This is a genomic window from Bartonella sp. AA78NXGY, from assembly GCF_042197005.1.
In the GTDB taxonomy this organism is placed as follows: domain Bacteria; phylum Pseudomonadota; class Alphaproteobacteria; order Rhizobiales; family Rhizobiaceae; genus Bartonella.
The window spans coordinates 17,325-43,984 of the sequence record NZ_JBHIRI010000003.1 but is presented as its reverse complement, the minus strand read 5'-3'; the positions used below and the strand labels follow the sequence as shown (position 1 = coordinate 43,984).

Annotated in this window: 15 protein-coding genes and 1 pseudogene; 6 read left to right on the top strand and 10 right to left on the bottom strand. The window is 39.8% G+C overall.

All coding sequences use genetic code 11. From position 1 onward, the window contains the following. Nucleotides 1-131: 131 nt before the first annotated feature. Nucleotides 132-785, top strand: coding sequence for a fructose-6-phosphate aldolase (gene fsa, locus ACFINL_RS02605; RefSeq protein WP_375649816.1), 654 nt, complete (start codon nucleotides 132-134; stop codon nucleotides 783-785). Here the strand turns inward: fsa and lptE are convergent. Then, on the bottom strand, nucleotides 782-1,390 hold the full coding sequence (gene lptE, locus ACFINL_RS02600) for an LPS assembly lipoprotein LptE (RefSeq protein ID WP_375649811.1): 609 nt from the start codon (nucleotides 1,388-1,390) through the stop codon (nucleotides 782-784). The two genes, fsa and lptE, sit on opposite strands and share 4 nt — an antisense overlap. Beyond that, nucleotides 1,377-4,019: a leucine--tRNA ligase gene (gene leuS, locus ACFINL_RS02595; RefSeq protein WP_375650182.1), complete on the bottom strand. Its 2,643-nt coding sequence runs from the start codon at nucleotides 4,017-4,019 to the stop codon at nucleotides 1,377-1,379. The genes lptE and leuS overlap by 14 nt, the downstream gene beginning before the upstream one ends. Nucleotides 4,020-4,185: 166 nt before the next feature. On the opposite strand from leuS, the gene ACFINL_RS02590 reads away from it, so the two are divergent. The 5 genes from ACFINL_RS02590 to ACFINL_RS02570 all read left to right on the top strand — a co-directional run bounded on the left by ACFINL_RS02590 (nucleotide 4,186) and on the right by ACFINL_RS02570 (nucleotide 11,654). Next, entirely contained in the window at nucleotides 4,186-4,875 is a 690-nt protein-coding gene (locus tag ACFINL_RS02590; protein ID WP_375649803.1) for a YggS family pyridoxal phosphate-dependent enzyme, read from the top strand. A 2,023-nt stretch (nucleotides 4,876-6,898) separates the two neighbouring features. Then, nucleotides 6,899-8,842: an acetate--CoA ligase gene (acs, locus tag ACFINL_RS02585; protein WP_375649796.1), complete on the top strand. Its 1,944-nt coding sequence runs from the start codon at nucleotides 6,899-6,901 to the stop codon at nucleotides 8,840-8,842. A gap of 533 nt (nucleotides 8,843-9,375) precedes the next feature. Then, entirely contained in the window at nucleotides 9,376-10,035 is a 660-nt protein-coding gene (gene ftsE / locus ACFINL_RS02580; RefSeq protein WP_273723097.1) for a cell division ATP-binding protein FtsE, read from the top strand. Then, complete coding sequence (locus tag ACFINL_RS02575) at nucleotides 10,028-10,981, top strand: cell division protein FtsX (RefSeq protein ID WP_375611715.1); 954 nt, start codon at nucleotides 10,028-10,030, stop codon at nucleotides 10,979-10,981. The genes ftsE and ACFINL_RS02575 overlap by 8 nt, the downstream gene beginning before the upstream one ends. Nucleotides 10,982-10,985: 4 nt before the next feature. Next, nucleotides 10,986-11,654, top strand: a complete 669-nt coding sequence (locus tag ACFINL_RS02570; RefSeq protein ID WP_375649789.1) for a YdcF family protein — start codon at nucleotides 10,986-10,988, stop codon at nucleotides 11,652-11,654. 19 nt (nucleotides 11,655-11,673) lie between these two features. Here the strand turns inward: ACFINL_RS02570 and ACFINL_RS02565 are convergent, their stop codons facing one another. The 8 genes and pseudogenes from ACFINL_RS02565 to ACFINL_RS02530 all read right to left on the bottom strand — a co-directional run. Further along, the gene (locus tag ACFINL_RS02565) at nucleotides 11,674-11,808 is read right to left on the bottom strand and encodes a hypothetical protein (RefSeq protein ID WP_375611713.1); all 135 of its coding nucleotides are present in this window, start codon (nucleotides 11,806-11,808) and stop codon (nucleotides 11,674-11,676) included. 1,188 nt (nucleotides 11,809-12,996) lie between these two features. Next, nucleotides 12,997-17,958 (bottom strand): DEAD/DEAH box helicase, encoded by a 4,962-nt coding sequence (locus tag ACFINL_RS02560; RefSeq protein WP_375649782.1) that lies wholly within the window; start codon nucleotides 17,956-17,958, stop codon nucleotides 12,997-12,999. Between the two features lie 2,096 nt (nucleotides 17,959-20,054). Continuing rightward, a complete protein-coding gene (locus ACFINL_RS02555) occupies nucleotides 20,055-22,043 on the bottom strand; it encodes a MacB family efflux pump subunit (protein WP_375649777.1) in 1,989 nt (662 codons plus the stop codon). Nucleotides 22,044-22,046: 3 nt separating this feature from the next. Further along, on the bottom strand, nucleotides 22,047-23,273 hold the full coding sequence (locus ACFINL_RS02550) for an efflux RND transporter periplasmic adaptor subunit (protein ID WP_375649770.1): 1,227 nt from the start codon (nucleotides 23,271-23,273) through the stop codon (nucleotides 22,047-22,049). Beyond that, the gene (locus ACFINL_RS02545) at nucleotides 23,270-24,751 is read right to left on the bottom strand and encodes an efflux transporter outer membrane subunit (protein WP_375613163.1); all 1,482 of its coding nucleotides are present in this window, start codon (nucleotides 24,749-24,751) and stop codon (nucleotides 23,270-23,272) included. Before ACFINL_RS02545 ends, ACFINL_RS02550 begins: the two co-directional genes overlap by 4 nt. 61 nt (nucleotides 24,752-24,812) lie before the next feature. Further along, on the bottom strand, nucleotides 24,813-25,628 hold the full coding sequence (locus ACFINL_RS02540; protein ID WP_375649762.1) for an exodeoxyribonuclease III: 816 nt from the start codon (nucleotides 25,626-25,628) through the stop codon (nucleotides 24,813-24,815). A gap of 33 nt (nucleotides 25,629-25,661) precedes the next feature. After that, nucleotides 25,662-26,270 carry an outer membrane lipoprotein carrier protein LolA gene (locus ACFINL_RS02535; RefSeq protein WP_375649754.1) on the bottom strand — a complete coding sequence of 203 codons (609 nt, stop codon included), beginning with the start codon at nucleotides 26,268-26,270 and terminating at the stop codon, nucleotides 25,662-25,664. A gap of 121 nt (nucleotides 26,271-26,391) precedes the next feature. After that, nucleotides 26,392-26,652 (bottom strand): annotated as a pseudogene (locus ACFINL_RS02530) (DNA translocase FtsK); the annotation flags it as partial. Between the last annotated feature and the right edge of the window lie 8 nt (nucleotides 26,653-26,660).

Genomic DNA, 26,660 nt, shown 5'->3' with positions numbered 1-26,660 from the left:
CGAAAACGGGTACATGATTAACACCATAGCATTCTTGTTCTTTACACAGATATTAATTCTTTCTCTTGCTTTTGCAGTCAACAATAGCGCATAACAAAAAATAGGATAAAGCTAAAAAGAAGAGGTTAGAGATGAAATTTTTTGTGGATAGCGCCGATATTGAAGAAATTCAAGAGTTACAGAATTTAAGCCTTGTTGATGGTGTTACCACCAATCCCTCTCTTATCCTAAAATCAGGACGCAATATTCTTGATGTTACAAAAGAAATTTGTGCTCTCGTTAGCGGACCTGTTTCTGCTGAAGTTGCAGCAACGGAATTTGAAAGCATCATGAAAGAAGCAGCTGTTTTAGCAAAGATTGCCGACAATATTTGTATCAAGCTTCCTTTAACACTCGATGGATTAAAAGCCTGTAAAGCCCTCACAGCAGCAGGACTAAAAACAAATCTCACACTTTGTTTTTCTGCCAATCAAGCCTTACTTGCCGCCAAAGCAGGCGCAACATTCGTTTCACCTTTTATTGGTAGACTTGATGATTGTGGAAATAATGGAAGTGAACTGCTTCATGAAATTCGCACAATTTATGATAACTATAACTTTGAAACACAAATCTTGGCCGCTTCAATCCGCACCGTTAATCATGTCAAAGAAGCAGCACTCAGTGGTGCTGACATTGCAACAGTTCCACCAGCAATCTTAAAAGCACTGGTCAAACACCCTCTCACCGACAAAGGGTTGCAAATATTCCTCAACGACTGGAAAAAAACAGGACAAAATATTGCTTAATATCTAGAATTTTTATTGGAAAGATCTTTTGAAAGTAACAAAAAGATCTGTTCAGCCAACTCTTCCGCAACACGTTTTTTTGCATCTTCTTCTGCTTGCAGCGTTGCATATTCTTGACGAAGTCGCTCAAAAGATGCATTCATCATTGCTGTTCCTTTTGCAACAAGAGTATTTTTCATATCCTGCAAAGTGTAAGAAGCTCTGCTCATAACAGTTCCAACAGAAGGTCGTCCCTTTCTCTTTTTCTCGAAATCAACCTCTATCTGCATAGATTCTCTTGTAAAGACGGATATCTGTAATGCCAATTGATAAGCAGGTAGAGAAGGTTTAGCACCATTTCCATACAAAAGAAAAAGCAGATGGTTGCGCACCATTTGTCCAAAACGATCCGAAGGTTCTTCCACAATAATAGAAGCAAGCTTTTGCGCTAATCCCAAAGAAGCTTGTCCAGAAGGGTATCCAGAAGCAGGATTCCCATAAGAAGCAGAATCCATTGTCATTGCACTCTGCAACTCTTGACGGTAAAGCGGTTCAACTTTGCATCCACACAACAGTGTGAATACACCAGCTAAAATGACAAGAATAGAACTTCTAAAAAACGACATTCACAATCCTTTGTGGAACAACAATGATTTTTTTCACAGGCTTTTCAATTAGCTGCGCCTTTACAAAATCTAACGCCAAAACCGCTTCTTTAATCATCACCTCATCAGCAGTTGCTGCAACGCTCACCTCACCACGTTTTTTACCATTAATTTGTACTGGCAAAGTATAGCATTCCGCAACGGTTAACGTGGGATCATAAATAGGCCAAGCAAGCGCAGATATTAAATTTTTTCCCCCTAAAGCAGCATGACATTCTTCTGCTAAATGGGGCATCATGGGTGCAATCATAGCAAGAAAAAAATCCATGGCTTGACGTAAAGAAGCTTTCATTTCATCGTCAACACTTTCTATCCTATTTAACAACGGCGCCATAATATTCAAGAATTCATAAAGGCGTGCAATAGCCCGATTAAAAGCGAATTTTTCCAAATCATCTTCTACAGCGTGGAGCGTGCGATGTGCGACCTTTGAGAGTTCCAAAGCCGCTCCCTGATGCCCTGCACAAGGCGCCACATCCTTTAAAATAGAAGCACTCACAGCCACATGGCGCCAAACACGCTGTACAAAGCGATGTGCACCTTCAACACCAGATTCTGTCCAAATGACATCCCGCTCGGGAGGAGAATCTGACAACACAAACCAACGCACAGTATCAGCGCCATAAGATGCAATAATATCATCAGGATCAACGACATTCTTTTTTGATTTTGACATTTTCTCAATCAAACCAATCGTCACTTCACTTTGATCGGTTAATTTATAAGCACACCGCTTTCCATCTTTTTCAACAATCGAAATTTCTGCTGGAGAAACCCACCCTTGATCATCTCGATAGGTTTCATGCACCACCATACCTTGGGTAAAAAGCCCCTTAAAAGGCTCATCTACCGTCACATGACCGACCAATTTCATGGCACGCATAAAAAAGCGTGCATAAAGAAGATGCAAAATGGCATGCTCAATTCCACCAATATATTGTTGCACAGGCAACCATTCAGAGATTGCTTGTTTGTCGACAGGTTCCTGCGCAAAAGGAGCCGTAAAGCGTGCATAATACCAAGAAGAGTCAACAAATGTATCCATGGTATCGGTTTCACGTTTGGCAGGTTGACCACAGGAAGGACAAGTAACATTCTGCCATGTTTCATGTCGTGCAAGAGGATTTCCTGGTTGATCAAAAGTAACATCATCAGGCAACACAACCGGTAAATTGGCACGTGGAACAGGAACAACCCCACAAGTTGTACAATGGATCATCGGAATGGGACACCCCCAATAACGTTGACGTGAAATCCCCCAATCACGCAAACGAAATTGCACTGTTTTCTTCCCTTGCGGTTGCCCATTGAGCATTTGTTTTTCAAGCTTTTTAGCAGCTTCTTCAAAAGCTTGTCGAGGTGTCAAACCATCCAAAAAACTGGAATTGATCATCACCCCATCACCCGTATAAGGTGTTTCAGGTGTGACAAAATCTTCTGCTTGCTCTCCTTTTGGTAAAACCACCGGTTTTATTGGAAGATCATATTTACGCGCAAAATCGAAATCTCTCTGATCATGAGCTGGACAACCAAAAACAACCCCTGTTCCATAGTCCATAAGCACAAAATTAGCGATATAAACGGGAATATGTACTGTTGAATCGAAAGGATGAACAGCCAAAAGGGGCGTGAGAAACCCTTGTTTTTCAGCTGTTTCAAGTGCTGCCGTTGTCGTTCCACCACACCGACAATTTTCAATAAAAGCACTCAATGCTTTGTCTTTTTTTGCCAAAGCTTGTGCAATAGGATGATCAACAGACAGCGCTAAAAAGGAAGCACCAAAAAGTGTATCAGGGCGCGTTGAATAACAAACAACCTCATCAAATTTTTCACAAACATCATCAGCATCACCTGTCGACTTTAAAGCCCAACGAATCAGCAAACCTTGTGATTTTCCAATCCAATTTTTTTGCATGGTGCGAACTTTTTCAGGCCATTGGTTCAGCTCTTCAAGCCCTGCCAAGAGATCTTCACTAAAGTCGCTAATTTTGAAAAACCACTGCGTCAACTCACGTTGTTCCACCAACGCACCAGAACGCCATCCCCGCCCATCAACAACCTGTTCATTGGCCAAAACAGTATGATCAACAGGATCCCAATTCACCTTAGCCACTTTACGTGCTACCAACCCCTTTTGATAGAAATCAAGGAACAACATTTGTTGGCGGTGGTAATATTCCTCATCACAAGTCGCAAATTCCCGAGTCCAATCTATCGAGAGCCCTAATTGCTTTAATTGCCCACGCATCACCGCAATATTTTGATAGGTCCAAGTTTTAGGGTGCACTTTATTTTGCATAGCAGCATTTTCAGCCGGCATCCCAAAAGCATCCCACCCCATGGGATGAAGCACATTAAACCCCTTGGCGCGTTTATAGCGTGCAACCACATCCCCCATGGCATAATTGCGCACATGCCCCATGTGAATACGGCCAGAAGGATAAGGAAACATCTCTAAAACATAATATTTTTCACGAGCATCTTCTTGGACAGTCTGAAAAATTTTCTTTTCATCCCAAATTTCTTGCCATTTTTTTTCTCTCGCCCGTGGATTATAGCGTTCGCCTATCTTATAATGCTCAATCGTCATTCCCATTATACTCTTTTAATAAAACTGAACCAAAAACTTGTTTTATTATGCTTGACCATGGATTAACCTCATCGTCAACATTTTCGTGAAATATTTCCCTAAGTATTTTATAAAACTTTAAAAAAAAACGACCAACTCTTGAACAAAAAAGGTAAAGCACAAAAATATGAATACACAAACACCCCTTGATGCCCCTTCCGTTGAAGCATGGCAAAACCTTCAAAAAGACATTGCTGAAACATGTCAAGAGTTACAACGCCCTGTAGAAGAAATTGAACTTATCGCTGTTTCAAAAACTGTTTCTGCTATTGATATACGACCCCTTTTGCAAGCAGGCCAATCTTTGTTTGCAGAAAACCGCGTACAAGAAGCAGCACAAAAATGGCCTGCTTTACGTCAACAATTTGAAAATATTAAACTTCATCTCATTGGTCCCCTACAATCAAATAAAACAGCAGAGGCGATCAAACTTTTTGATGTTATTCAAACGGTTGACCGTGAAAAAATAGCCAAAAGCTTAGCTGAAGAAATGGAAAAACAAAAAAAGCATCTCCCCTGCTATGTTCAAGTTAACATTGGCTTAGAACCGCAAAAAAGTGGTATAGCACCACAAGAAGCTACATCTTTTGTCAACCAATGCAAAAACAATTATGGACTTGATATCATCGGACTTATGGGCATCCCCCCTGTCGACGAAAACCCCGGTCCCTATTTCGCTCTTCTAGCAAAATTAGCAAAACAAGCAGGTCTTCCAAAGCTTTCCATGGGTATGTCCAGTGATTTCAAAACCGCTCTACAGTTTGGCTCTAATGTCCTTCGCATTGGCTCCGCTTTATTTGGAAAACGCCCTGTGTAAAGCAATTTCCCCTCATATAAATCTATTCCCCCTTCAATAAATTCCCATTGAAGATTCTACGAACAAGCCAAAAACAGCAGAAATGAGAAAAATATTTCCTTCAATCTCAATAAAGGAGCAATTCTAGCAAAAAAGATTCCAGTCCCTCTTTCATCCTGTTAGCAAAATAAGCAAAAAAGCTGGTCTTCTCAAATTTCTCACCGGCACATCCACAACACGTACAATAGCTTCAAAATAGCATTACAATTTGGCTCTCATATTCTCGCATATTGGCTCTACTTTACTCCCCTCTGAACGCCTCTCCAGCAAAAGCAACATAAAAAATAAATCCTTATATAAAAGCAAAATGATAAGAGGGGCGTTGAGCATGAATGAAAAAACTGTCGCAAAATCACTAATAGCAAAAGAATATTGAATACGATTATCGCAATGATTTTCATTGAAAATCACGCATTCTCTTAACTTCTCCAACATGCGTAAACAATTTCCCCGCATGCCAATGGCGTAAAGCAGGCAAAAGAGGCTTATGGCTGCATAATACAATAACAAAACTCTTTCATGTAAGTCACTTGAGCAAAATAAACATCTCAAATACCCAATAGAGCACCAAGAGCCGCGCTAAACAACATGCTAGCAATCTATAAGATCAACGATAGCATAGAGGCTTTCTATGCTCTACAAAGCGTAAATACAGTCAATATCCGCCTGAAAAATAAAAGAACTAATCCCAAGCATATGCGCATAATACATGCAGGCAAAACAATGGTAATGAAACCGATTTCAATAACGATATTCCTTCGCCGTTATTCCTTTGTCGTTCTCTTAAACAAAGAGAAAAACTTCAACTTTTCATACACGCAATTTTTCTAAATTTAAACTTTAATTAAGAAAAACATGGTGTCATTACTTATATTTTAAAAATTTATAAGTAATATTATTATCTTCTTAAGAAGAAGATTTCACATATAAAAAAGTATTAATACAATATAGTTATTATTTATTACAGTATTTTTATCACCATTTTTAAAGTTTATATTTGTAATTTCTCTAAAAATACGTGATAGACATTTGAAATGTATAATTATGATTAATATTTTTAATGTAGATAATATTAGGAGTATTAAACTGAAACATTTTGGTTCAGGTTTAACTTATACGATACATGATTCAACACCTATCATTTATGGAAATACATGTAGTACTAATGATTTTATGTCTCACATAGGCGCAAGAGGGTTGGCATGGAGCTTTTGATGGAGGAATAGGCAGAGCAATTCTAGGTGGTATAACTGGAAGACCAGCGGGTGCATTTACAGGTAGACTCTTAGGCGCCGCAGGTGGATTCTTAGCAGATGATCTTTGGGCTTTATAGAAAAAGGTCGTGAATGTTGGTTCTAATTTATAGAGAATAGCGACAAAGATATCTCTGAAATTAGTATTTTTGTAAATATTGGAAAGAATATACCAAATATCTATGGACAAAATATTTTTCAGAGATATCTATTACGGATCACCTATTATAATTTAGGATTTTTTATAATGAATATTCGTTATGAAATAATAAGGCTGTTTTGCATTCTCTTTGTATTCATCCCTATATATGCTATTGGTTTTAAAAAAATTGGTGGTTACAGTTGGAAAGTAGCTATAAAAACAACATTATATACAGTAATTATGTTCATTATTTTTGATAGTTTATGTAGATATTTTGGTTTATATTAATATTTAGTAAATTTATTCTTTTAAAAAGCATTCTCATTCCCTCTCCTTTATAGGATATTTTTTTAATATCTTTGTGCGTTTATAAAAAGCTCTATACCGCAATAGTCTTTGCCATATTTGAATATCTTAAAAGCATAAAATACCTTTTTAAGAAAAACGTATCAGATTTAAAAATTGACTATTCTAATCTTTGTCATTTAGTCTAACCTCATAATGAAAAGCTTTTGGGAAAACTCTGCCACAAATATAACCATACAAAAATACAGAGGCAGATTTTTCCAAACAATAAAAAGAGGGAAACATGACTGAAAAAATTTATCCAATATCAGAAGAGATCAAAAAAAATACTTTACTCGATGAGAAAACTTATCAACAATGGTATCGAGAAAGCATCAATGATCCAGAAAGCTTCTGGGCCAAACATGGTCAACGCATTGAATGGTTTAAACCTTTTACAAAAGTAAAAAACACTTCTTTTAACGGAGATGTCTCCATTCAATGGTACGAAGATGGGATAACAAATGTTACCTATAATTGCATTGATCGCCACCTGAAAACCCATGGAGACAAAATCGCGCTCATTTGGGAAGGAGATAATCCTTATCATGATAAAAAAATAACCTATAACGAGCTTTATGAACATGTTTGTCGTTTTGCTAATCTTTTGAAAAGTCGTGGCATTAAGAAAGGCGATAAAGTAACCATTTATCTTCCTATGATTCCCGAAGCAGCCTATGCCATGCTTGCTTGTACTCGCATTGGTGCTGTTCATTCGGTTATTTTTGCAGGCTTTTCTGCTGAAGCAATAGCAGGACGCCTTGTCGATTGTGAATCAACCTTTATGATTACCGCTGATCACGGCTTGCGTGGCGGCAAACGGATCAACTTAAAAGACAATGTTGATCATGCTATTGAGATAGCAGCACGCCAAAACGTGCATGTGGACCAAGTCATGGTTATACGGCGGACTTGTGGACCCATTCAATGGGTAGAGGGGCGTGATTTTTGGTACCACGAAGAGATAGCTCATACCAAAACAGCTTGTCCACCAGAACCAATGAATGCTGAAGATCCACTTTTTATTCTTTATACTTCAGGCTCCACCGGCAAACCTAAAGGTGTTTTGCATACCACAGCAGGCTATCTTGTTTTTGCCTCGATGACTCACCAATATGTTTTTGATTACCACCCCGATGAAGTTTACTGGTGTACGGCTGATATTGGTTGGATAACCGGCCATTCTTACTTGGTTTATGGACCTTTATGTAATGGTGCGACCACTTTAATGTTTGAAGGCACACCAACCTTTCCTGACAAAGGAAGATTTTGGGAAATTGTCGACAAGCATCAAGTCAATACACTCTACACCGCACCAACAGCTATCCGCGCCTTAATGGGAGCAGGAAATTCGTTTGTTGAACACTCAGACAGAACATCGTTGCGTCTTTTAGGCACAGTAGGAGAACCTATTAACCCAGAAGCATGGGAATGGTTTTATCATATAATTGGAAATGACCGTTGTCCGATTCTCGATACATGGTGGCAAACGGAAACAGGAGGGCATATGATCACACCCTTGCCTGGTGCAACCCCCCTCAAAGCAGGATCGGCCACACGTCCTTTCTTTGGTGTTCAACCCCAAATTGTTGATGCCCAAGGCAATGTTTTAGAAGGTGAAGCAGAAGGCACTCTTTGTATCAGTGATTCATGGCCCGGACAAATGCGCACACTTTATAAGGATCATGAACGCTTTATTCAAACTTATTTTTCCTCCTATAAAGGAAAATATTTTTCAGGCGATAGCTGTAGGCGCGATAGCGACGGTTATTATTGGATCACAGGACGAGTTGATGACATTCTCAATGTCTCGGGGCACAGATTAGGAACCGCTGAAATTGAATCAGCTCTTGTTTCTCATCCCTCTGTATCAGAAGCAGCTATTGTGGGTTACCCGCATCCCATTAAAGGACAAGGAATTTATAGTTTTGTGACCCTCATGGAAGGAACAGCGCCAAGTGAAGAATTGCAAAAAGACCTTATCAAGCATGTGAGACAAGAAATAGGCTCTATTGCCATATTGGATAAAATTCAGTTTGCTCCGCAGCTTCCCAAAACGCGATCAGGGAAAATTATGAGACGTATTTTACGAAAAATCGCTGAAAACGATTTTGATACTCTCGGAGATATTTCAACTCTTGCCGAACCACAAGTTGTTGAAGATCTGATTGCCAACCGACAAAACTAAAAAACACGACGAAATACAACATACGGTGGTTTTTGTTTTTTGCTAAAATTATCTCAGCATTATTACGAAAACCACCGAGGAGAATAAAAAATAAAACAATTCACGAGAAGCTCAATCATTCTAACAACAAACGCTTTTTTTCATAACAGGTAAGAAATAATTTAAGCAAAAACCTCAGGATTGGGATGCGAACAAGAATAAGAAAGTAAGATAAAAAGAGCAACATAGCTTTTTAAAATCACCCAATGTCCACTCAGTGCAAAAAAAGCCTCTGAGTAAGAAGGAAAAATAGTTCTGATGTTTATGCTAGAATCCCTTTGAAATTCCTGCTAAAATCATAAATAAGGCTAAAAAAAGAAAGTATAAGTGATAATATTCTTGAGCAAAAATATTTATCTATAACGAGGGTGTATAAAAAATATTGAAAACCATGAAATCTAAAATAAACAAGCTTACAACAAAAATCTAAAGCAATGAAAGTAAGAGTTTTTAGAATAAATGATGCAATATAAAATCAGGAGTAATAATAAAAAGTGATTCATTTTGAAAATGTCGGCCTACGCTATGGAATGGGCCCTGAGGTCCTTCGTGATATTAGCTTTCATATTCCTCCTGGATCATTTCAATTTCTCACAGGTGCCTCTGGAGCAGGGAAAACGTCGCTGATGCGTCTTATGTTTTTGGCACTCAAACCCACCCGCGGTCATATTGATCTCTTTGGAACAGACACAGCATTACTCAAACGACAAGAGCTCCCTGCGCTGCGACAACGTATTGGGGTGGTTTTTCAAGATTTTCGTTTACTCGACCACATGACCACTTATGAAAATGTCTCCTTACCTTTACGCATTAAAGGACAAGAAGAAGCAACCTATCGCAGTGAAGTGGAAGATCTTCTCTGTTGGGTAGGTCTTGGAGATCATATTCATGTTTTACCACCGGTTCTTTCCGGTGGGGAAAAACAAAGGGTAGCCATTGCACGCGCACTCATTGATCAACCTGAAATTCTACTTGCCGATGAACCCACCGGAAATGTCGATCCGCCCTTGGCAAAACGCCTCCTCCGTTTGTTTATTGAATTAAACCGTTTTGGAACGGCTGTTATCATTGCCACCCATGATATTGCCTTAATGGAACAAGTTGCAGCACGGCGTATGCTTCTCCATAACGGACGGATGACGATTCATGAATAAGTCTTTCCCCATTTTTACAAGCAATAAAAAAAATACAACAGCGATTATTCCCAGTGGTAATATTTCTGGAAAAGCATTAGTTGCCGTGATTGCTATTATGACATTTCTTTCAAGCCTCACCTTAATCGGTGTTGATTTGGTCCAACGTGCCGCCCAAAATTGGAGTAATCAGATTAGCTATGAAGCAACAATACAAATACGCCCCATTGACAATGTTGATATCAACAAAGCACTCCGTGATGCCGTACAATTGGTTAAAACATTTTCTGGTGTACAAGATGCAAAAATTGTTGACCAAAAAGCTACAGAAAAGTTACTGGAGCCATGGCTTGGAACAGGCTTCAATGTCAATGAACTACCCCTTCCCCGCCTCATCATTGTGACCCTGAAGAGAGATGAAAAAATCAATTTTGCAGCCATTAATCACGCCATTAAAACCCAAATTCCAGGAGGTCAATTTGATGATCACCGTGTTTGGGTTCATCGTTTTGCGACCATGGCACACACCACTGTTTTCATTGGTTTTTCAATTTTAGCATTGGTTTTAGGCTCTCTTATCCTCACCATCATTTTTGCCACCCGCAATGCATTGGCAGAAAATACACATATTATCAATGTCTTATATTTCCTTGGTACTGAAACTCTTTTCATTGCGCGCCAATTTGACTGGCATTTTTTTAAAACTGCGCTGCGTGGTGCTTTATATGGTGGTCTCACAAGCATATTTCTATTTTCAGCCTTTTGTCTCTGGACGAATTATAACTTGGGAAGAGTAGAAGCTAGCCAAGTAACAGCTTTGTTTGGACATCTTTCCATAAGTTCCATCCCCTACGGAAAAATCATTTTTCTTATTATTTTCGTTTCTTTTCTTACCACCCTTACAAACCGCATGACTATTTTAGCGCAACTGAAAAAAATCGATCAATGTGAAAACGGTTTATTTTAATTTTATGACTCACAACACTTTCAACTCATTGACGCAAAACAATTTAGAACGTCCTCTTCCAAAACGGCCCCACTATAATAGTTGGTCTCCCTGCTTTTTATTTCACTATTTTCCACCGACAACCCTTACTCTTTCAATCATTGTTTTCATTTTCTGGAGCGGTTTTATCATTTTTTCTGAAAAAACTGAACGACTTTCTCCCCCAACACCTCTCCCCAAAGCGGATGCCATTATCGTGCTTACAGGCGGAGAAAACCGAATAGAGACAGGACTTAATCTCTTACAAAGGGGGTTTGGTTCACGTCTCCTCATCAGTGGCGTAAACACCACAACCAATCTGAAAAGTCTCATGCACAACATGCATATTACCCCACGGCTTATCTCCTGTTGTATTGACATTGGGCATCAAGCGATTAACACCAGAGGAAACGCCGAAGAAAGCGCCGCTTGGATCAAAAAACACCACTATAGAACTCTTTATATCGTCACCCATGATTACCATGTGTGGCGCTCAATGCGAGAACTTAAATATTTAATGCCTGATATCCATTTCATTGCCTATCCTGTTAAAAAGAACAATGCTGAAAGCGCAATACAACAGATCAATCAAATCCGCATTCTTATATTCCAATATATTAAAACGCTCCAAGTCTATATCAGAACCGCATTCTAATCTTTATCCTTCTGACTTTTTAAAAACCTTGCCACCCACGAACCGCTTCATACCCTTCCACACGAGTTGCCTCTATAAAAGCTCGACAGAGCTTACCCTCATACAACGCAGAACATCCCAATGCACGTGTCACTGTATTTGCACGTTCACCCAAAACATCTCTTACATCCCAAACATATCTCACAGCGCGGATCTGTACATACCATCCCAATATATAAGCTCTTGTAAATAGAGCCCCCAGACAGCCATAAGATCTCCAGACTTGTCATAAAAATCTATTTATACCACTGTCTTACCCTTCATAAAAAATGCAAACCGCCTCACCCTATATTTTGCCACCCCCCAAGTATTACGATAGCTCTTAAATCTCTTGGGATGATTGGTAAGAGGCATGCATTACCCCTTTCTTAAACACGAACATACCAACCTTGTATGACATGCAACGAAGTAATTTTAATAGATTTAAAATGAGAAAATTTATAATACTTAGATTTCTCATTCAACAGAGAGAAGGTTAAACTATCATTATAAATCAATATATTAGAAACAATCTCTTCATTATACAAAGCGTCTTCATAAGAGCATTTTAGATCACAGATAGGAATAAGCTCAAAACGCACACCGCGACAAATACCCTACGTTTTTTATCGCAATCTTTTTTGAAATCATTTCGCTCTCTAAGATCACCTTTTGTCTGGTTTCATCCCCAAAAAGAACGAAAATTTTTAAACTCTATTGATCTGTAAACAATAATAACTCAGCTTCTTGTCTAACGCGTTCCACCTGCTCACTTCAATATCAGAACACCTCAAAAGACAGATTTCATGAGAATTTTCATTTCCTCTCAACATCTCAAAAGGCGACGATTCTTATTAGCAACGATTTGTAAACAATCCACTTTCTCTGGACAGGTTCCTCTCAGCTTCCCCATTTATATGGTTTACTCACATAAAGCTAGACAAGAAAACCCTGCCTGAGAATATTCATCACTGCCGCTAAAGCTCATGCGTCATAATTTTAGCGACCTCACTGCCTAAGGTGCTTTATTACATACAACATATTGATTTATAATGAAATTTTATTACGCTACAACTTGAATGAGAGCTCTCAATATCATCAGATTCTCTCATTTCAAATCTGCTCTCTATTGAATCAATCAAAACCATTTTCTTGCACATCACATAGGACTTGCACATCACAAAGGAAGAGAGCCTGCGCAGCGTAAAACTGTACAAGAAAGACATGCCTCTTATGGACTTGTCTCAAGTGCCAAGGGCTGTCGCAATACCCACGAGCTGGCAAGGTGTATGATAGTGCCAGTTTGTTACGACTCAACACTTTTTTACCGCACAATGGATAATTTAACCTTTTCAGTTTCTCTCACTTCCAATTTTGGCAGGTTGCGCACAATTTTCATTGTTTCCAAGCTTACAGTAATAACCCGCTGAAACAATTCCAATGGATAAGCTGGATTACCCACCGTTTCAACAGCATAGCGATTGGCATCATTCACAATCCCACTCGCTTTATCCGTTTTGACAACCTGCCGCTCCATAACCCATTCAAGAGCAGGCCTGCCATTGATCACATACTCATAAGCTTCAAGAGGAATATTCTGCATCGTGATATTCGCATTATAAACCACGGTGCTTTTGTCAATAGCACCACGCTTACCAGCAAATTTCATTGCTTCAACACGATAAAAACTCTTCTCATCAGAAATCACCCAAGTTCTTGGATCACCCTGTTTATAGGTAACGGGATAGGGTTCAACCTCTTCATAATTCATATGCAAATCACCAAGCTTTCGCCCCGCTGTAACAAAAGCCCAAAAATCCTCTACCTTTTTAACTGTTGGAATACGCGGCAATTGTTTAGACAGATTATGCGCATAACGAGCACGATAATCTTCAGAATGCAAAATCCCATAAACATAATAAAACAAATCATCCTTTGTTATCATTTCGCCAGGATAAGCTGCCTTAAAATAAGCCAACCCTTCGTCCGTAAGAGCATCACGCCGCTGCAAACCAGTTTCTTTGCTTTCCTCTGCAAAATTTGCAAACAAATGAACCTGATCCTTCTCTTTACCTCCTAAGGACTCAGCATCTTCATAAATATATCTTGGAAAACATTGGCCTTTTTCCATTGCATCATAGCTAGGTAAACTCTTAGTCATCAGAACAGAAAAGCCGCTTCTTGCTCCAGTTCCTGTAACTTGTATCACTTTATTTTCAACGGCTTTTTCCATAGGGAATATACGCGGCATTTGGTAAACGCTATCATTAAGAGCTCGATTATAATAAAGCCACTGTCGTGTAAAAGGACGATAAAGACTTTGCGTTAAACAATCTCTCTCAAAGTTAAAAGACTTTCCTTTTACTAAATTTTGTTTGAGAGAATAATTCCAGCTGATCTTTTTAGCATCTGTATCAAAAAAATCGTCTACAGCTTCTATACGTGTTTTGCGATCAGAATGTGGATGCGCAGCATTAAAACGCTCTACTTCACTATTATAGAAAGTAATCATATTGCTCATATTTTTCGCTAAAGTTTCACGACTTGAATTATATGCCCATGCATCACGACTGGTTTTAAGACCAAGAGAAAAATTTTCAAAAAGCTTTTTATCACAGCTCTTCTTGACACCTAAGGCTAAAAATTTTTCAAAATCACTATTGCGCTGATCCAGCCAATCGCCATGCTCATCTGGTGTAACCATCTGCCAGCGTTGTTCATGCTTGATCCCACCAATACTACCCAATCGCTGAACTTCAGAGAGTTTGTCTTTTGTCGAGAGATTACCACCAATATCGTAATAGTGAATTTTGCAATGCTCCATAACATTTGGATTTTTGATAAACAGTGTCACAGCAATTCCTGTCATGCTTCCACTACCAAAAACATTTTGCCCTTCTTGAGCGCACCCTTTACTCAACATATTTTTGCGAATATCACCCCGCAAATTGAAAACATAAATGCTCGAAAATTCCTCACACAAATTTTTTCTGAGTCCATCCATTGATAATTTTTCAACATAACCAGAACCAGTCACAAAACCTATAACACCACAGTCTTTTATGCGATCACTAGCCCAGCGAATGGCACGAATATAACTGTCATAAAGTTTATTAAAATTGCTCGCACTAGATTGAGCAGCATAGGTTTCACGAATACGACGATCCAATTTAGGATATCCAATATTTTTCGCATTATCATTTTCACTTTTTTGCCCTACCGAATAAGGGGGGTTGCCAACAATAACACGAATATCCAGTTCCTTCTGGCGTGATCGACGTGTGCTGTTATCCACCAGCAAATCACTGATCAGATCTTTTTCTTGCTCATAAAGCTGGAATGTATCGGTCAAACAAATTCCCTCAAAGGGAATATAATCTCCCCCCATAAGACCATGATAGGTCGTCTCAATATTAATGGCTGCAATATAATAGGCTAAAAGCACAATCTCATTGGCATGAATTTCATGACAAAATTTGTATTTCATCTCCTCTGGTTTTATCAAACCCGATTGTAAAAGCCGCGTGATAAAAGTCCCCGTTCCTGTAAAGGGATCCATAATGTGAATACCCGATGAACCAAGCGTTTGCCCAAATTCTTGCTCTAAGACATCATTGACAGAGTGCAAAATAAAATCCACAACCTCGACGGGGGTATAAACAATGCCTAGTTTTTCTACAGTGCGTGGAAAAGCATAACGAAAAAACTTATCATAAAGCTCTATAATCAACCTCTGTTTTGCTTTTGGATCCGTAATGCCACTGGCGCGTAATTTTACACTTGTATAAAATTTCTCGAGATCTTTGGATTCCTTATCAAGATTCGCCTCATCAAGTACATCAAGCATACGCTGCATAGCACGCGATACCGGATTCTCACGTGTGAACTGATACCCTTCAAACAACACCTGAAAGACAGGACGTGTGATAATATGCTGTGCCAACATCTCAATCGCATCAGCTTCTGTAACAGCATCATTTAAATCATCACGCAGTTCTGCCACAAACCTATCAAAGGCTTGACGCGCCTCAGTATTTGGCTCTGCCAGAATACCTGTTAAGCGCGTGATATGATTCTTAGCAATTTCAGCAATGTTGCTCGCCCAATCTTCCCAATAATCACGTGTCCCACATTTCTTGACGATCTTTGCCAAAATCGCACGAGAAAGTTCATCCACGCAGAAAGAAAGCTGCCCTTCTACTTTCTCTGTACGAGTTAAATCATATTCCGGTGCTCCAATTCCCGCTCGTGCTGGTTGTGCGCGTAGTGGAAGATTGTCTACAACAGCCGTAACAGCCTGTAACTCAGTGCTCTGCGTGACGCCAATAATCTCAATCACATTGCTGATATCTTGGCTTAGCGATGCCTTATTAATCGTCGCATCAAAACGATCATCATGCGCACGCAAAGCATTTAAAATTTGCCAAACAACCCGATATTTATCATTGTTGTTCAAAGCCTGTTCCACTGGAATCCCAGAGGGAATACCAATTGGCAAAATGACATACCCCATCTTTTTGCCCTCAGACCGACGCATCACCCGCCCAACGGATTGAACAACATCAATCTGGCTCTTGCGTGGATTTAAAAACATAATCGCATCAAGCGCTGGAACATCCACCCCCTCAGACAAACACCGTGCATTGGTCAAAATACGACAAACATCCTCACCACTATCAGCTTTCAGCCAATCAAGTAATGCACCACGATCCTTCGCATTGAAAGTGCCATCAACATGCTCAATTTCACACTTCAGAAAGTGCTCTTTTTCCGTATCCTCTTTCGTATAATCAAGATATTCTCTAACAACCGCAGAAAATTCATCACGCACCAGTTCAGAACTTTTAATAGTCTTACAAAACGCTAAAGCACGACGCATGGGGTGTGGATCCGCACCAACATCAGCCTTCAGATCTTGTTTGGTGAGTGCCTTATAACAGCCAATAATCTTCGTTGCATCATCAAGAACAAGCTCAGACTGGTCATCACTAAGGCGCTTCTGAACAGCGGAACTGACCAATTTTTCGTCCACTGCTAAGACAATAACCTTATAATCCGTTAAAAGATCATTTTGTACTGCCCATGAAAACCCCCGATAAAAAAGTGTTTTACCAAAAAGCTTTTCATCATCCATCGAAGCAAGAACGGCATTGGCTTCATTCGCGCGACTTTTTGCGTTATCACCAAAAATACGTGGTGTCGCTGTCATATAAAGGCGCTTCTTGGCACAAATAACATCATTAGAATGCACCTTAACAAAATTGGATTCATCCTCTCCAACTAGCGTTGCTCCTGTTGTACGGTGCGCTTCATCACAAATAATAAGATCAAATATTGGCAAACCATAGTTTTTCTGAGCATCCGCAACCACCTGAATGGATTGATAGGTTGCAAACACAACAGTCATCTTATCTGCAACACTCTTACCCGCCTGTTCTGCAAGTTTAGCAGCATCGGTTGTCGCCGGAAAAGCAAGATCAAACACATCAATTTCAGCAACATCATCACTATTTTTACGACGCTTTCCTACTTGTGTATCTGAACAGACAGCAAAAGATCTCAATCCGATTTCTGCATCCGTTGTCCATTCACGAACCGTCTGTGACATCAATGCCAAGGAGGGAACAAGAAACAAGACAAACTTGCCTTCACCCGCAAAATCCTCAGCAATTTTAAGACTGGTAAATGTCTTACCGGTCCCACAAGCCATGATGAGCTTCCCCCGATCTGCTTGGGCAAGCCCAGCACGCACATCACGCAATGCTTCCAATTGATGTGGACGGATTTTCTTTTTATCCTCCAACACAACTTTGCCCTGGGCTGCAAAAGTTTCCCAACGGATCGGACTTTGTTGTATATCGGAAAGATTAATCCGTATAACAGGAATATCCTGCCCCCGTATCATTGTTTCAGCGTTATCACTCCAAGCACTTTCAGTACTATCTATAATAACACGCCGCTTGAATGGAGCTTTCCCTGATGCCGAAATAAAACTATCAATATCTGCTTTTCTAATCCGATAGGCTGCATCATAAAATTTACATTGGATTGCTGCAAACCCCTCTTCATCACGAAGCTTTGCCACAAGATCAATACCGGTATCCCGACCATCCCAAGCATTTTCACGAGCCCAATCTTTAAAGGTTTGAACTTTTTCATAACACCCAGACTGAAGAGGATCATGTGTTAGATAAGCAAGAGCAAAACGCTCAAAATATGTACCTTTGTCTCGTTCGGTACGCGCTTCGTCACGGTATGTCTGTAAAAGCGATTGCAGCGTCGTCATGCTTCCCCCCAATGAAAAATACCTCAATTATCGAATCTAAACCAATTCGTCAATGCCTCTTGTTCTACCCAAAAAACTTAAAAAAGCTTAAAATTGCTTGATTTTCAGACATTTCTTCTATGCTTAATTAAATCAACAAGAGAGAATCTTTTAATCCTTTTGAGTATCCCCCAAATCATATGATGCATTTACTGATGTCTATATCCCTATGGAAATAAACGGTAAGGCGTGATGATTTTGAAAATACTTTTTGCCTTTTGTAAGAATACAAAATAAAGTGCGCAATAATTTTAGGATGTAGCTTAGGAATGAGAGGGGGGAAATGGATAGGACACCTGCGAACACACAAGACACCAAGGAAGAAACTCCACATACAAAACAGCGCATTTTACGAACGATAATGCATATAATTTCACTATAATACGCAAAATATTAGTCGTGATATTCAAAATATTGATTTTTGAAATATTTCTTTGTCTTTTGTTCTTTCGTAGACTAATTATTTGCTTCTTATACTTTATAGCGGGTGGTTTTAGAATTCTTTTTTATCTGTACAATATATTGATTTATAATGATAATATAGCGTCATTCATATTAAATTAGAACTCTGAATAACGTAAGATTTTCTCATTTCAAATCTGTTTATCTTGAATCAATCAAAACCACCTGCTTGCACATCACAAGCGGGATGAGTGTGTGGAGAAAAACTGTACAAGAAATGACTAAAAATGGCTCTTATGAACCGCCGCCTTAATGCAAGGTCTATCGCAACACCCACGAGCTGGCAAATATAATGATGGTGCCCAGCTTATTACTTCATAAGCGTAAAGATGGAGGTGCTCAATAGATTTACCATGAACAGCGTCGCAAAATAGGCTTGGATACCTTGAGAAATCTTTCTTTAAAACAAGAGTGTCAATGTGCAACACAATGGCGCTCTGTATCGGACTTGTAGCAGGAGGAAGAATACCATACCAACTAGACATACCAGTGCTCATCACTAGCGGCCATTATGTTCTTTAGCAACATAACTGCAGCTTGGTATTACGATGTTCTCTTACTTCATCTCACATCTGCTGAATATGAGCTTATTCTTTTTCAATGAATGAAAGCCCCTTTCATTCATACATCATTCAAAATAAGAAGCTATCCGCCTCTCAAACTTTTTGTCTTCCTCACCAAACTCATGAAATCAAACCCGCATCTCACGGTATTAGTTCTTAAGATCACGCCCCCTACCGAGTATCTGACGGCATCCTTACCCTAGAAACTCAAATGGCTTGTTTATCCTTCAGCTCCAAAATCATGAGATAAGGCAGAAAAAAGCGATGCCTTAAACAAAATATTCTAAAGAAAGCTAAGTTACTCGCATAAAGGAACAGAAAATGGCTGTGTCTTAGGTCACATTTTAAAACTTGAGCACGATCATAATTTATTTGCATAAACCTAAACACCTATAATTTGCACCAACTTCTGCAAAACTAAAAGTGAGAAATCCTCATAACCTCTTTTCCGAAAATCTTAAAAAGACTAAACGAAACCTCTTAAACTGCTCAACTATCTCGATACCAGTTCATTTTTTGGAAGAACGGAGGTTTAAGCTGTTTTTGGTATCAACCTTCTTTTTTGTTCTTTTGTTTGTTAGCAGATATACTATTCACTTCCCCCGCCTCTTTTTAGGTTAAATCTTAAGAATCGCCGCGCAGTATATTTCACTTGTCCTCCTCTTCACATCTCAGAAGACGAGAATTTTTAACAAAATTCAGTCTGCAAGCAATCTCATTCTAACGGGTTCTATTTAATTTCTCCTTAATAGGATTTACTTCCATAAGACTCGACAAGAAAGATTTAAAATATTCATCATGCATTCTCAAAACATTTAATGCCTCAAGAAGGCTTATATGCCTACCATATCTCACATGATGTGGTGCGCTATAAAACGCTTACCTCTAGTGATACGTTCCACTTAATGAACAAAGCGTTTTCTAAAATAGAGCAGCAAATAATGCTAAACTTTTTCCATTCATGTTTCGCTTCATAAATGCTTCATCCAAGTAGGAAAGCATCACGAACAAACATGCCCCAATTGATAAAGCTTAATCGCGTGAAAGGGCGACAACAGGGTCAAGCCGTGAAGCTTGCCGCGCTGGAGAAAAGCCAAAACATATTCCTATGAGGGTTGAAAAAGTAAGAGACATAATGATCGATTCAATAGTATAAACCAAATGAATAGGTGCCTTAAACAGAAGAAACAAGCCACCTATAGAAAGTCCAAGCAAGATTCCCAAACCACCACCAATCACACAAACCAAAATCGCTTCAATGAGAAATTGCTGTAAAATATCACTTTGCCGTGCACCAACTGCCATACGCACGCCGATTTCATTGATCCGCTCAGAAACAGTGACCAACATAATATTCATCACCCCAATACCCCCCACAACCAAGGAAATAGCTGCAATTGAAGAAATTAAAAGTGTTAAAATATTTGTACTCTCCATAACACGTTCACGGAAGAATTCAGAATTTCTAATGAAAAAGTCCTCCCCACCATGCCGCATAATGAGAAAACGTTTTATCATGGTCTCCGCTAAATGTGAATCAATATCATCAGCAATCCTAACGGTAATCGCACGAACTTCTGTTGTGCCAAGAAAACGTGTCTGCACTGTTGTATAGGGCAAATAAAGCTGTAACGTATTTGATGTATCTCCACTTGCATTATTTTGCGAATCAACAACACCAATAATACGCGCTGGAACATTCCCCACATGCACCACCTTTCCAAGGGGGCTTTCATAGCTATGGGGGAAAAGAACAGACAATGCTTCTTTCTCGATCACGAGATCAACCGCCCGATCATGGACACTTTTTTGATCAAAAAACTGTCCTTTGAAAACTTTGAGCCCCTGTGTCTGAAAAAATTGTTCTCCCACCCCCGCAATGACGGCATTGACTTCAACTGCACCAAAACGCACTTTCGAGCTTGCTGAAATCTGTGGTGTTACACCAGAAACATAAGGTAATCCAGACAAGGCTTCTGCATCAGCTTCAACCAAACTGGTTATTTTTTCTGCTTGTGGATCAGAAAAACTTTTACCAGGAAAAATGGTTAATGTATTAGTACCCAAACTTTTAAAATTTTCCAGAATTTTCTCTCGTGTACCATTCCCTAAAGCCACCATAGCAATAATCGCCCCAATACCGATAATCACCCCAAGCATTGTTAGAAAAGTCCGCATGCGATGTGCATTCATTGCCAACAGAGCCATCACAAACGCCTCACGGAATCGCTCAAAAAAAGAACGAAAAAAGCCCAGTTTTTGTTGGCCTTTTAGATTTTGTTGTTCCTGAAGAGATTTTCTACCAACTTTTGTTTTTGCAACCCTTGACCGCTTATCAGCAATAATTTCCCCATCACTGATTTCGATAATACGCTCTGCTCTTTCAGCCACCTGCATATCATGGGTTACAATGATAATAGTACGCCCTTCTTGATGAAGTTCATCCAAAATATGCAATACTTCTTGCCCACTCTTTTTGTCCAATGCACCAGTTGGTTCATCTGCAAGAATGACCTCCGCATTATTCATGAGCGCCCGAGCAATAGAAACACGTTGTTGCTGACCACCGGAAAGCTGATTTGGACGATGATTTATCCGATCACCCATGCCCAAACGCGTTAAAAGATCCTGTGCACGCTTTTTTCTTGCTTCCACGGCACATCCCGCATAAATAGCCGGAATTTCAACATTACCAAGAGCTGTCAATTCATTCAACAAATGGTAACGCTGAAAAATAAAACCAAAATGATTACGTCGCAAAGCCGACAATTCATCCGCAGAAAGGGAAGCTGTTTCTTTACCAGAGATCCAATAACGACCAGAAGTTGGACGATCAAGACAGCCTAAAATATTCATCAAGGTCGATTTACCTGAACCGGAAGCACCTACAATTGCCACCATTTCACCACGTTTAATGGTAAGATTGATGTTTTTCAAAACGGTAACAAACGCTTCGCCCGCAGGAAATTTGCGCACAATATTTTCCAAGACGAAGACAGCATTTGCTTGATTTGTGCTCATGCTTTAACTCTCGTCTTCGCTGTGCATGTGAGAAGACTCTGGCATCACTCCATCAGACGAACTAGTGACGACGACATCACCCTCGTTAAGTCCTGAAACAATCTCTGCCATAACCTTATTATTCAACCCAACGCTCACCTGTTTAGTAACCACCTTATTTTCCCCCACCAAAACAGAAACCCATGCTTTACGCTCTCTTGTCTCATCGCGTAAAGCATCACTTGGAACCAACAAGACATTCTGCGCGCGCCCTAAGATAATATGAACTTGAGCAGTCATATAGGTTCGCAAAAAATTATCCACATTATCAACATGTAGAATTCCATTGTAATAGATCGCCGATGATATTAAAGCACTAGAACCACTCACCATACCAGGATTAATACTCACATCAGCACGAATTGCTTCAGGAGCCGGCTCTACTTTTTCTAAAACGCCTTCATAACGACGCTGTGAATTACCTAAAACTGTAAAATAAAGTGGTTGTCCAGCTCGGACTTTAAGAATATCTGCTTCTGAGATTTGCGCCTTGATCGTCATCTTTGATAAATCACCCAAAATAACAATTGTTGGCGCCGACTGAACCGCATTCACATTCTGCCCTTCTTCCACAACTGTTGCCAAAACCGTTCCCGCTGAAGGGGCAGTGATGCGTGTATAACCTAAATTAACCTCTGCACTCTCCACATCAATTTGTGCTTGCACAATCTGCTGACGAAGTTGTTCAATTTGCGCCTCGCGTATTTTCACCTGTGTCGCAGCCTCATCGAGGTTCGCACGTGAAACCGCACGTGTTTCAATCATTTTTTTCTGACGCTCTAAATTTTTCTGTGCAAGAGAAAGATAGGCTTCTTGTTCTACCAAACTCGCATAATAATGCGATAATGCTGCTTTTTTTCTTTTTAAATCATTTTCCTGATCTGTAGGATCAATTTCTGCCAAGAGATCGCCTTCTTTCACAACACTCCCAGGGGAAACATGCATTGACACCACACGCCCTGTTGCTCGCGCACCAACAGCCACCAACCGGTAAGGACGTACAAGACCAGAAGCTAAAACACTTTCCTCAATATCCCCACGTTTCACCACAGCGGTTATATAAGTTGGAGTAGATGTTCCAAAAAAAACAGAACGTAACCATAACAACAAGAGAATGAGAAATATAGCAGTTAAAAAGAAGGAAAGTTTTTTGTGTTTTGTAATGAAATTTTTGAGTAAGTTTTTTTTCATTTCCCTACCTTTGCACGCGAACGAGGTGCATTATCAACGACTTCTGGACGCGATACATCAACAACGCCATCCCAGCCCCCCCCCAATGCTTTCATCAACGTGATATATTGCGTAACCAAAGAAACACGGCTATCTTTAAGCGCCATTTGTGCAGAATAATAAGAGCGATCAGCATTTAACAATTCAAGAAAACTAGTATTTCCATTCTCAAAAAGGTTCCGTGAAAGTTTTAAGGAATGAAGAGAAGCTTTATTCGCAACGATTAGCTTTTCTAAGCGTTGATGTTCCTTCGTTAATCTTACAAGCGCATTTTCTACATCTTCTAAAGCTTCCAACACAGCAGCTCGATAAGTAATAAAAGCTTGATCACGCTGCGCGCGCGCTACCGCAATAGAAGCCTCGACCTGACCTCCATTAAAAAGAGGAAAACGAAGACCAGGTCCAAAAGACCAGCCAATCGTTGAATTTTTCCATAATTGATCAATTGCCGTTGCTGCTGTCGAAATATTACCTGTTAAAGTAAGTGATGGATAACGATCTGCTTCACGTTGACCAATCCGTGCTGTCGCTTGCGCATATTGACGCTCTGCCCGTCGCAAATCTGGACGTGTTAACAAAATATCGGCTGGAATTCCTGCTGGTATCGGCCAGCGTGGTTGTGGAATCTTTGCATGCTTAGCATTTTTTTGTAAAAGATCCTTCAATGCCGTAGGCACACGACCAGTTAAGACAGAAAGGCGATGAACGCTCATTGCTAAATTCGCTTCCATCTGTGATATATCTGCTTCTGTATTTGCCATTTGTGCTTGCGCATTTGAAACATCAAGCTCAGAAACATCACCAGCTGTTAATCTAGCGCGCATCAGTTCATAAGTTTTACGTTGTGATACAGCAATTTGCCGCACAATAAACAACTTTTGTTGCCAACCACGCATTTGCACATAATTTGTTGCCACATCTCCTAGTAATGTCACCATGGTAGCGCGCATATCTTCCACAGCCGCATCAAGGCCATAACGCGCTGCTTCAACCGCACGTTTATGCCCACCAAAAAAATCCAGCTCCCAGCTTGCATCAAAACCACTACTATACTGGTTGAACAATGCATCAGACTGTCCAGAACGACTACGGGTTCCTGAAATTGAATTGGACACATTTGGCAAAAGAGTTCCCACAACCTGTCCTAAACCCGCACGCGCCTCACGTACCCGAGCTTTGGCAACAGCAACATTATTATTTCCAGAAATCGCGTAATCCATTAACGCATCTAGAACAGGATCATTCAAATGCCGCCACCATCCGGCAAGCGCAACGGGCTGCCCTGCAGTCTGTGCAGATTTTTCTCCCCAAACTGCTGGAACACGAAAAGATGTTTTCTGGTAATTAGGACCAACCATACATCCTGACAAAAGCAAACACAACAAGACACTAAAAAATAATCCACGAGAAGCGCCCCATTTGAGATTTCTGATATACATCCAGTCTCCCGCATTCTTTCAGAATCATTATTTAATATTAATACTTTATTTACCTCTTATTTCAAACTTGACGTGAAAAATCAAATACAGTTTGCACAGGAATATGATCTGAAGGACGTTCCCATCCGCGCGCATCACGAAAAATCGAAAGATCTACAACAAAAGGAGCTAAATCTTGAGAAGACCAAATATGATCAAGCCGCCGCCCATAATCGGTAAATGCCCAATCGCGAGCACGATAACTCCACCATGTGTAAAGCTTGGTAGGAACAGGAATATGCAACCGCATCAGATCAACCCATCCACCTTGACAACACAAATCCTGTAAACGCTCGGTTTCAATGGGAGTATGGCTTACAACCTTCAACAATTGCTGATGAGACCAAACATCCTCTGCCAAAGGAGCAATATTTAAATCTCCCACCAAAAGAGAAGAAAGACCATCGCCTTGATCCGCACGAATGGAAGACATTTCTTCTAAAAAATCAAGCTTATGACGAAACTTTTCATTCACATCAGCATCAGGGATATCTCCCCCAGCAGGAACATAAAAATTATGAATCCGCAAGCTTCTCCCATGGGCTTCCACAATAACTGAGATATAACGGCAATCTTGGTTTTGGCAAAAAAAACGCTTTTCTACCTTTTTAAAAGGCAAACGAGAAACAATAGCCACCCCGTTATAAGATTTTTGTCCACTCAATGCGATATGCTTATAACCCGCTGCTTCAAAAGCCTCCACTGGAAATAAAGCATCTGGACATTTTGTTTCCTGTAGACACAAAACATCTGCGGAAAAGAGTTCCAAATACTGAAAAACCTGTGCAAGACGCAAACGAATAGAATTAATATTCCAAGTCGCAATACGAAAGAACATTTGTTTTAATCCCAATGACGTAACACTCTTTCTTCATTTCTTCGAAGGAAGTGTGAACATCCCATTAGCGAACCGGACGTCTGTCCGCACATTCATAATCTGCACAGTAGTTTCCAAATTTTGTTGGTCAACAATTGTCCACTGTCGCAAAGCAGAGCCTTTAGAATCAAAAACCATCCTTATTTGCCCTGCCCCAATCGTCTGATCACGCAGAACAATCGTCACGGCCCCTGGATCTTCGCGAAATGCGAACAAGCGCCCAGAAGATACATCAATTTTATCATCCAACAGAAATTTCATTGGCGTTTGCGAAAGTTGTGAAAAGTTCCAAGTATTCAAAGCCCGATTGTTAATGCCCACAAATTGACCATCTGCAATAATCTGTAAAGGCATTTTCTTGTAAATAAAACGAATTTTCCCTGGACGCTCTAGATAAAACGTTCCTTGAGACATCTTTCCCTTTGGACTAAATTGAATAAAATCACCTGTCATTGTTTTGATTGCCGCAAAATGGTTCACAACATTCTGCGCCTTTGCCACTTTATTAGAGGCTTGCGAAAAAGCAGGAACAGTTAAACACCAAAAGATAATAATTCCCACCAACCCAAAGACTCTTCTTTGCAGTAAAAAAGACGTTTTCATAAAAAATGCTCCCAAGCAATACTTAATTGACTTTATAATTCATAACTTAAGTGATCAACGACGAATAAATACCCTTCTTTATAAGATAAAGATATTGTTTGAAAAAAATATCAAAAGATTTTTAAAAGTATTCTTCTTCGACAGTCTCCAAAACTTTTCGCTTACCCATATCATTAGCTGGACTAATGGTGCCTTCTTCTTCCATCCTTTCGATCAATGTGGCGGCACGATTATAACCAATGCCTAAACAACATTGAATATAAGAAGTTGAAGCCTTACGATCACGAAGCATAATAGCAACAGCTTGACAATAGGAATCATCTGCTAAAGAAAAAACTAAAGAAACATCCTTTTTTATTTCTTGCGGTATCGTTTCCAAATAACCAGTCT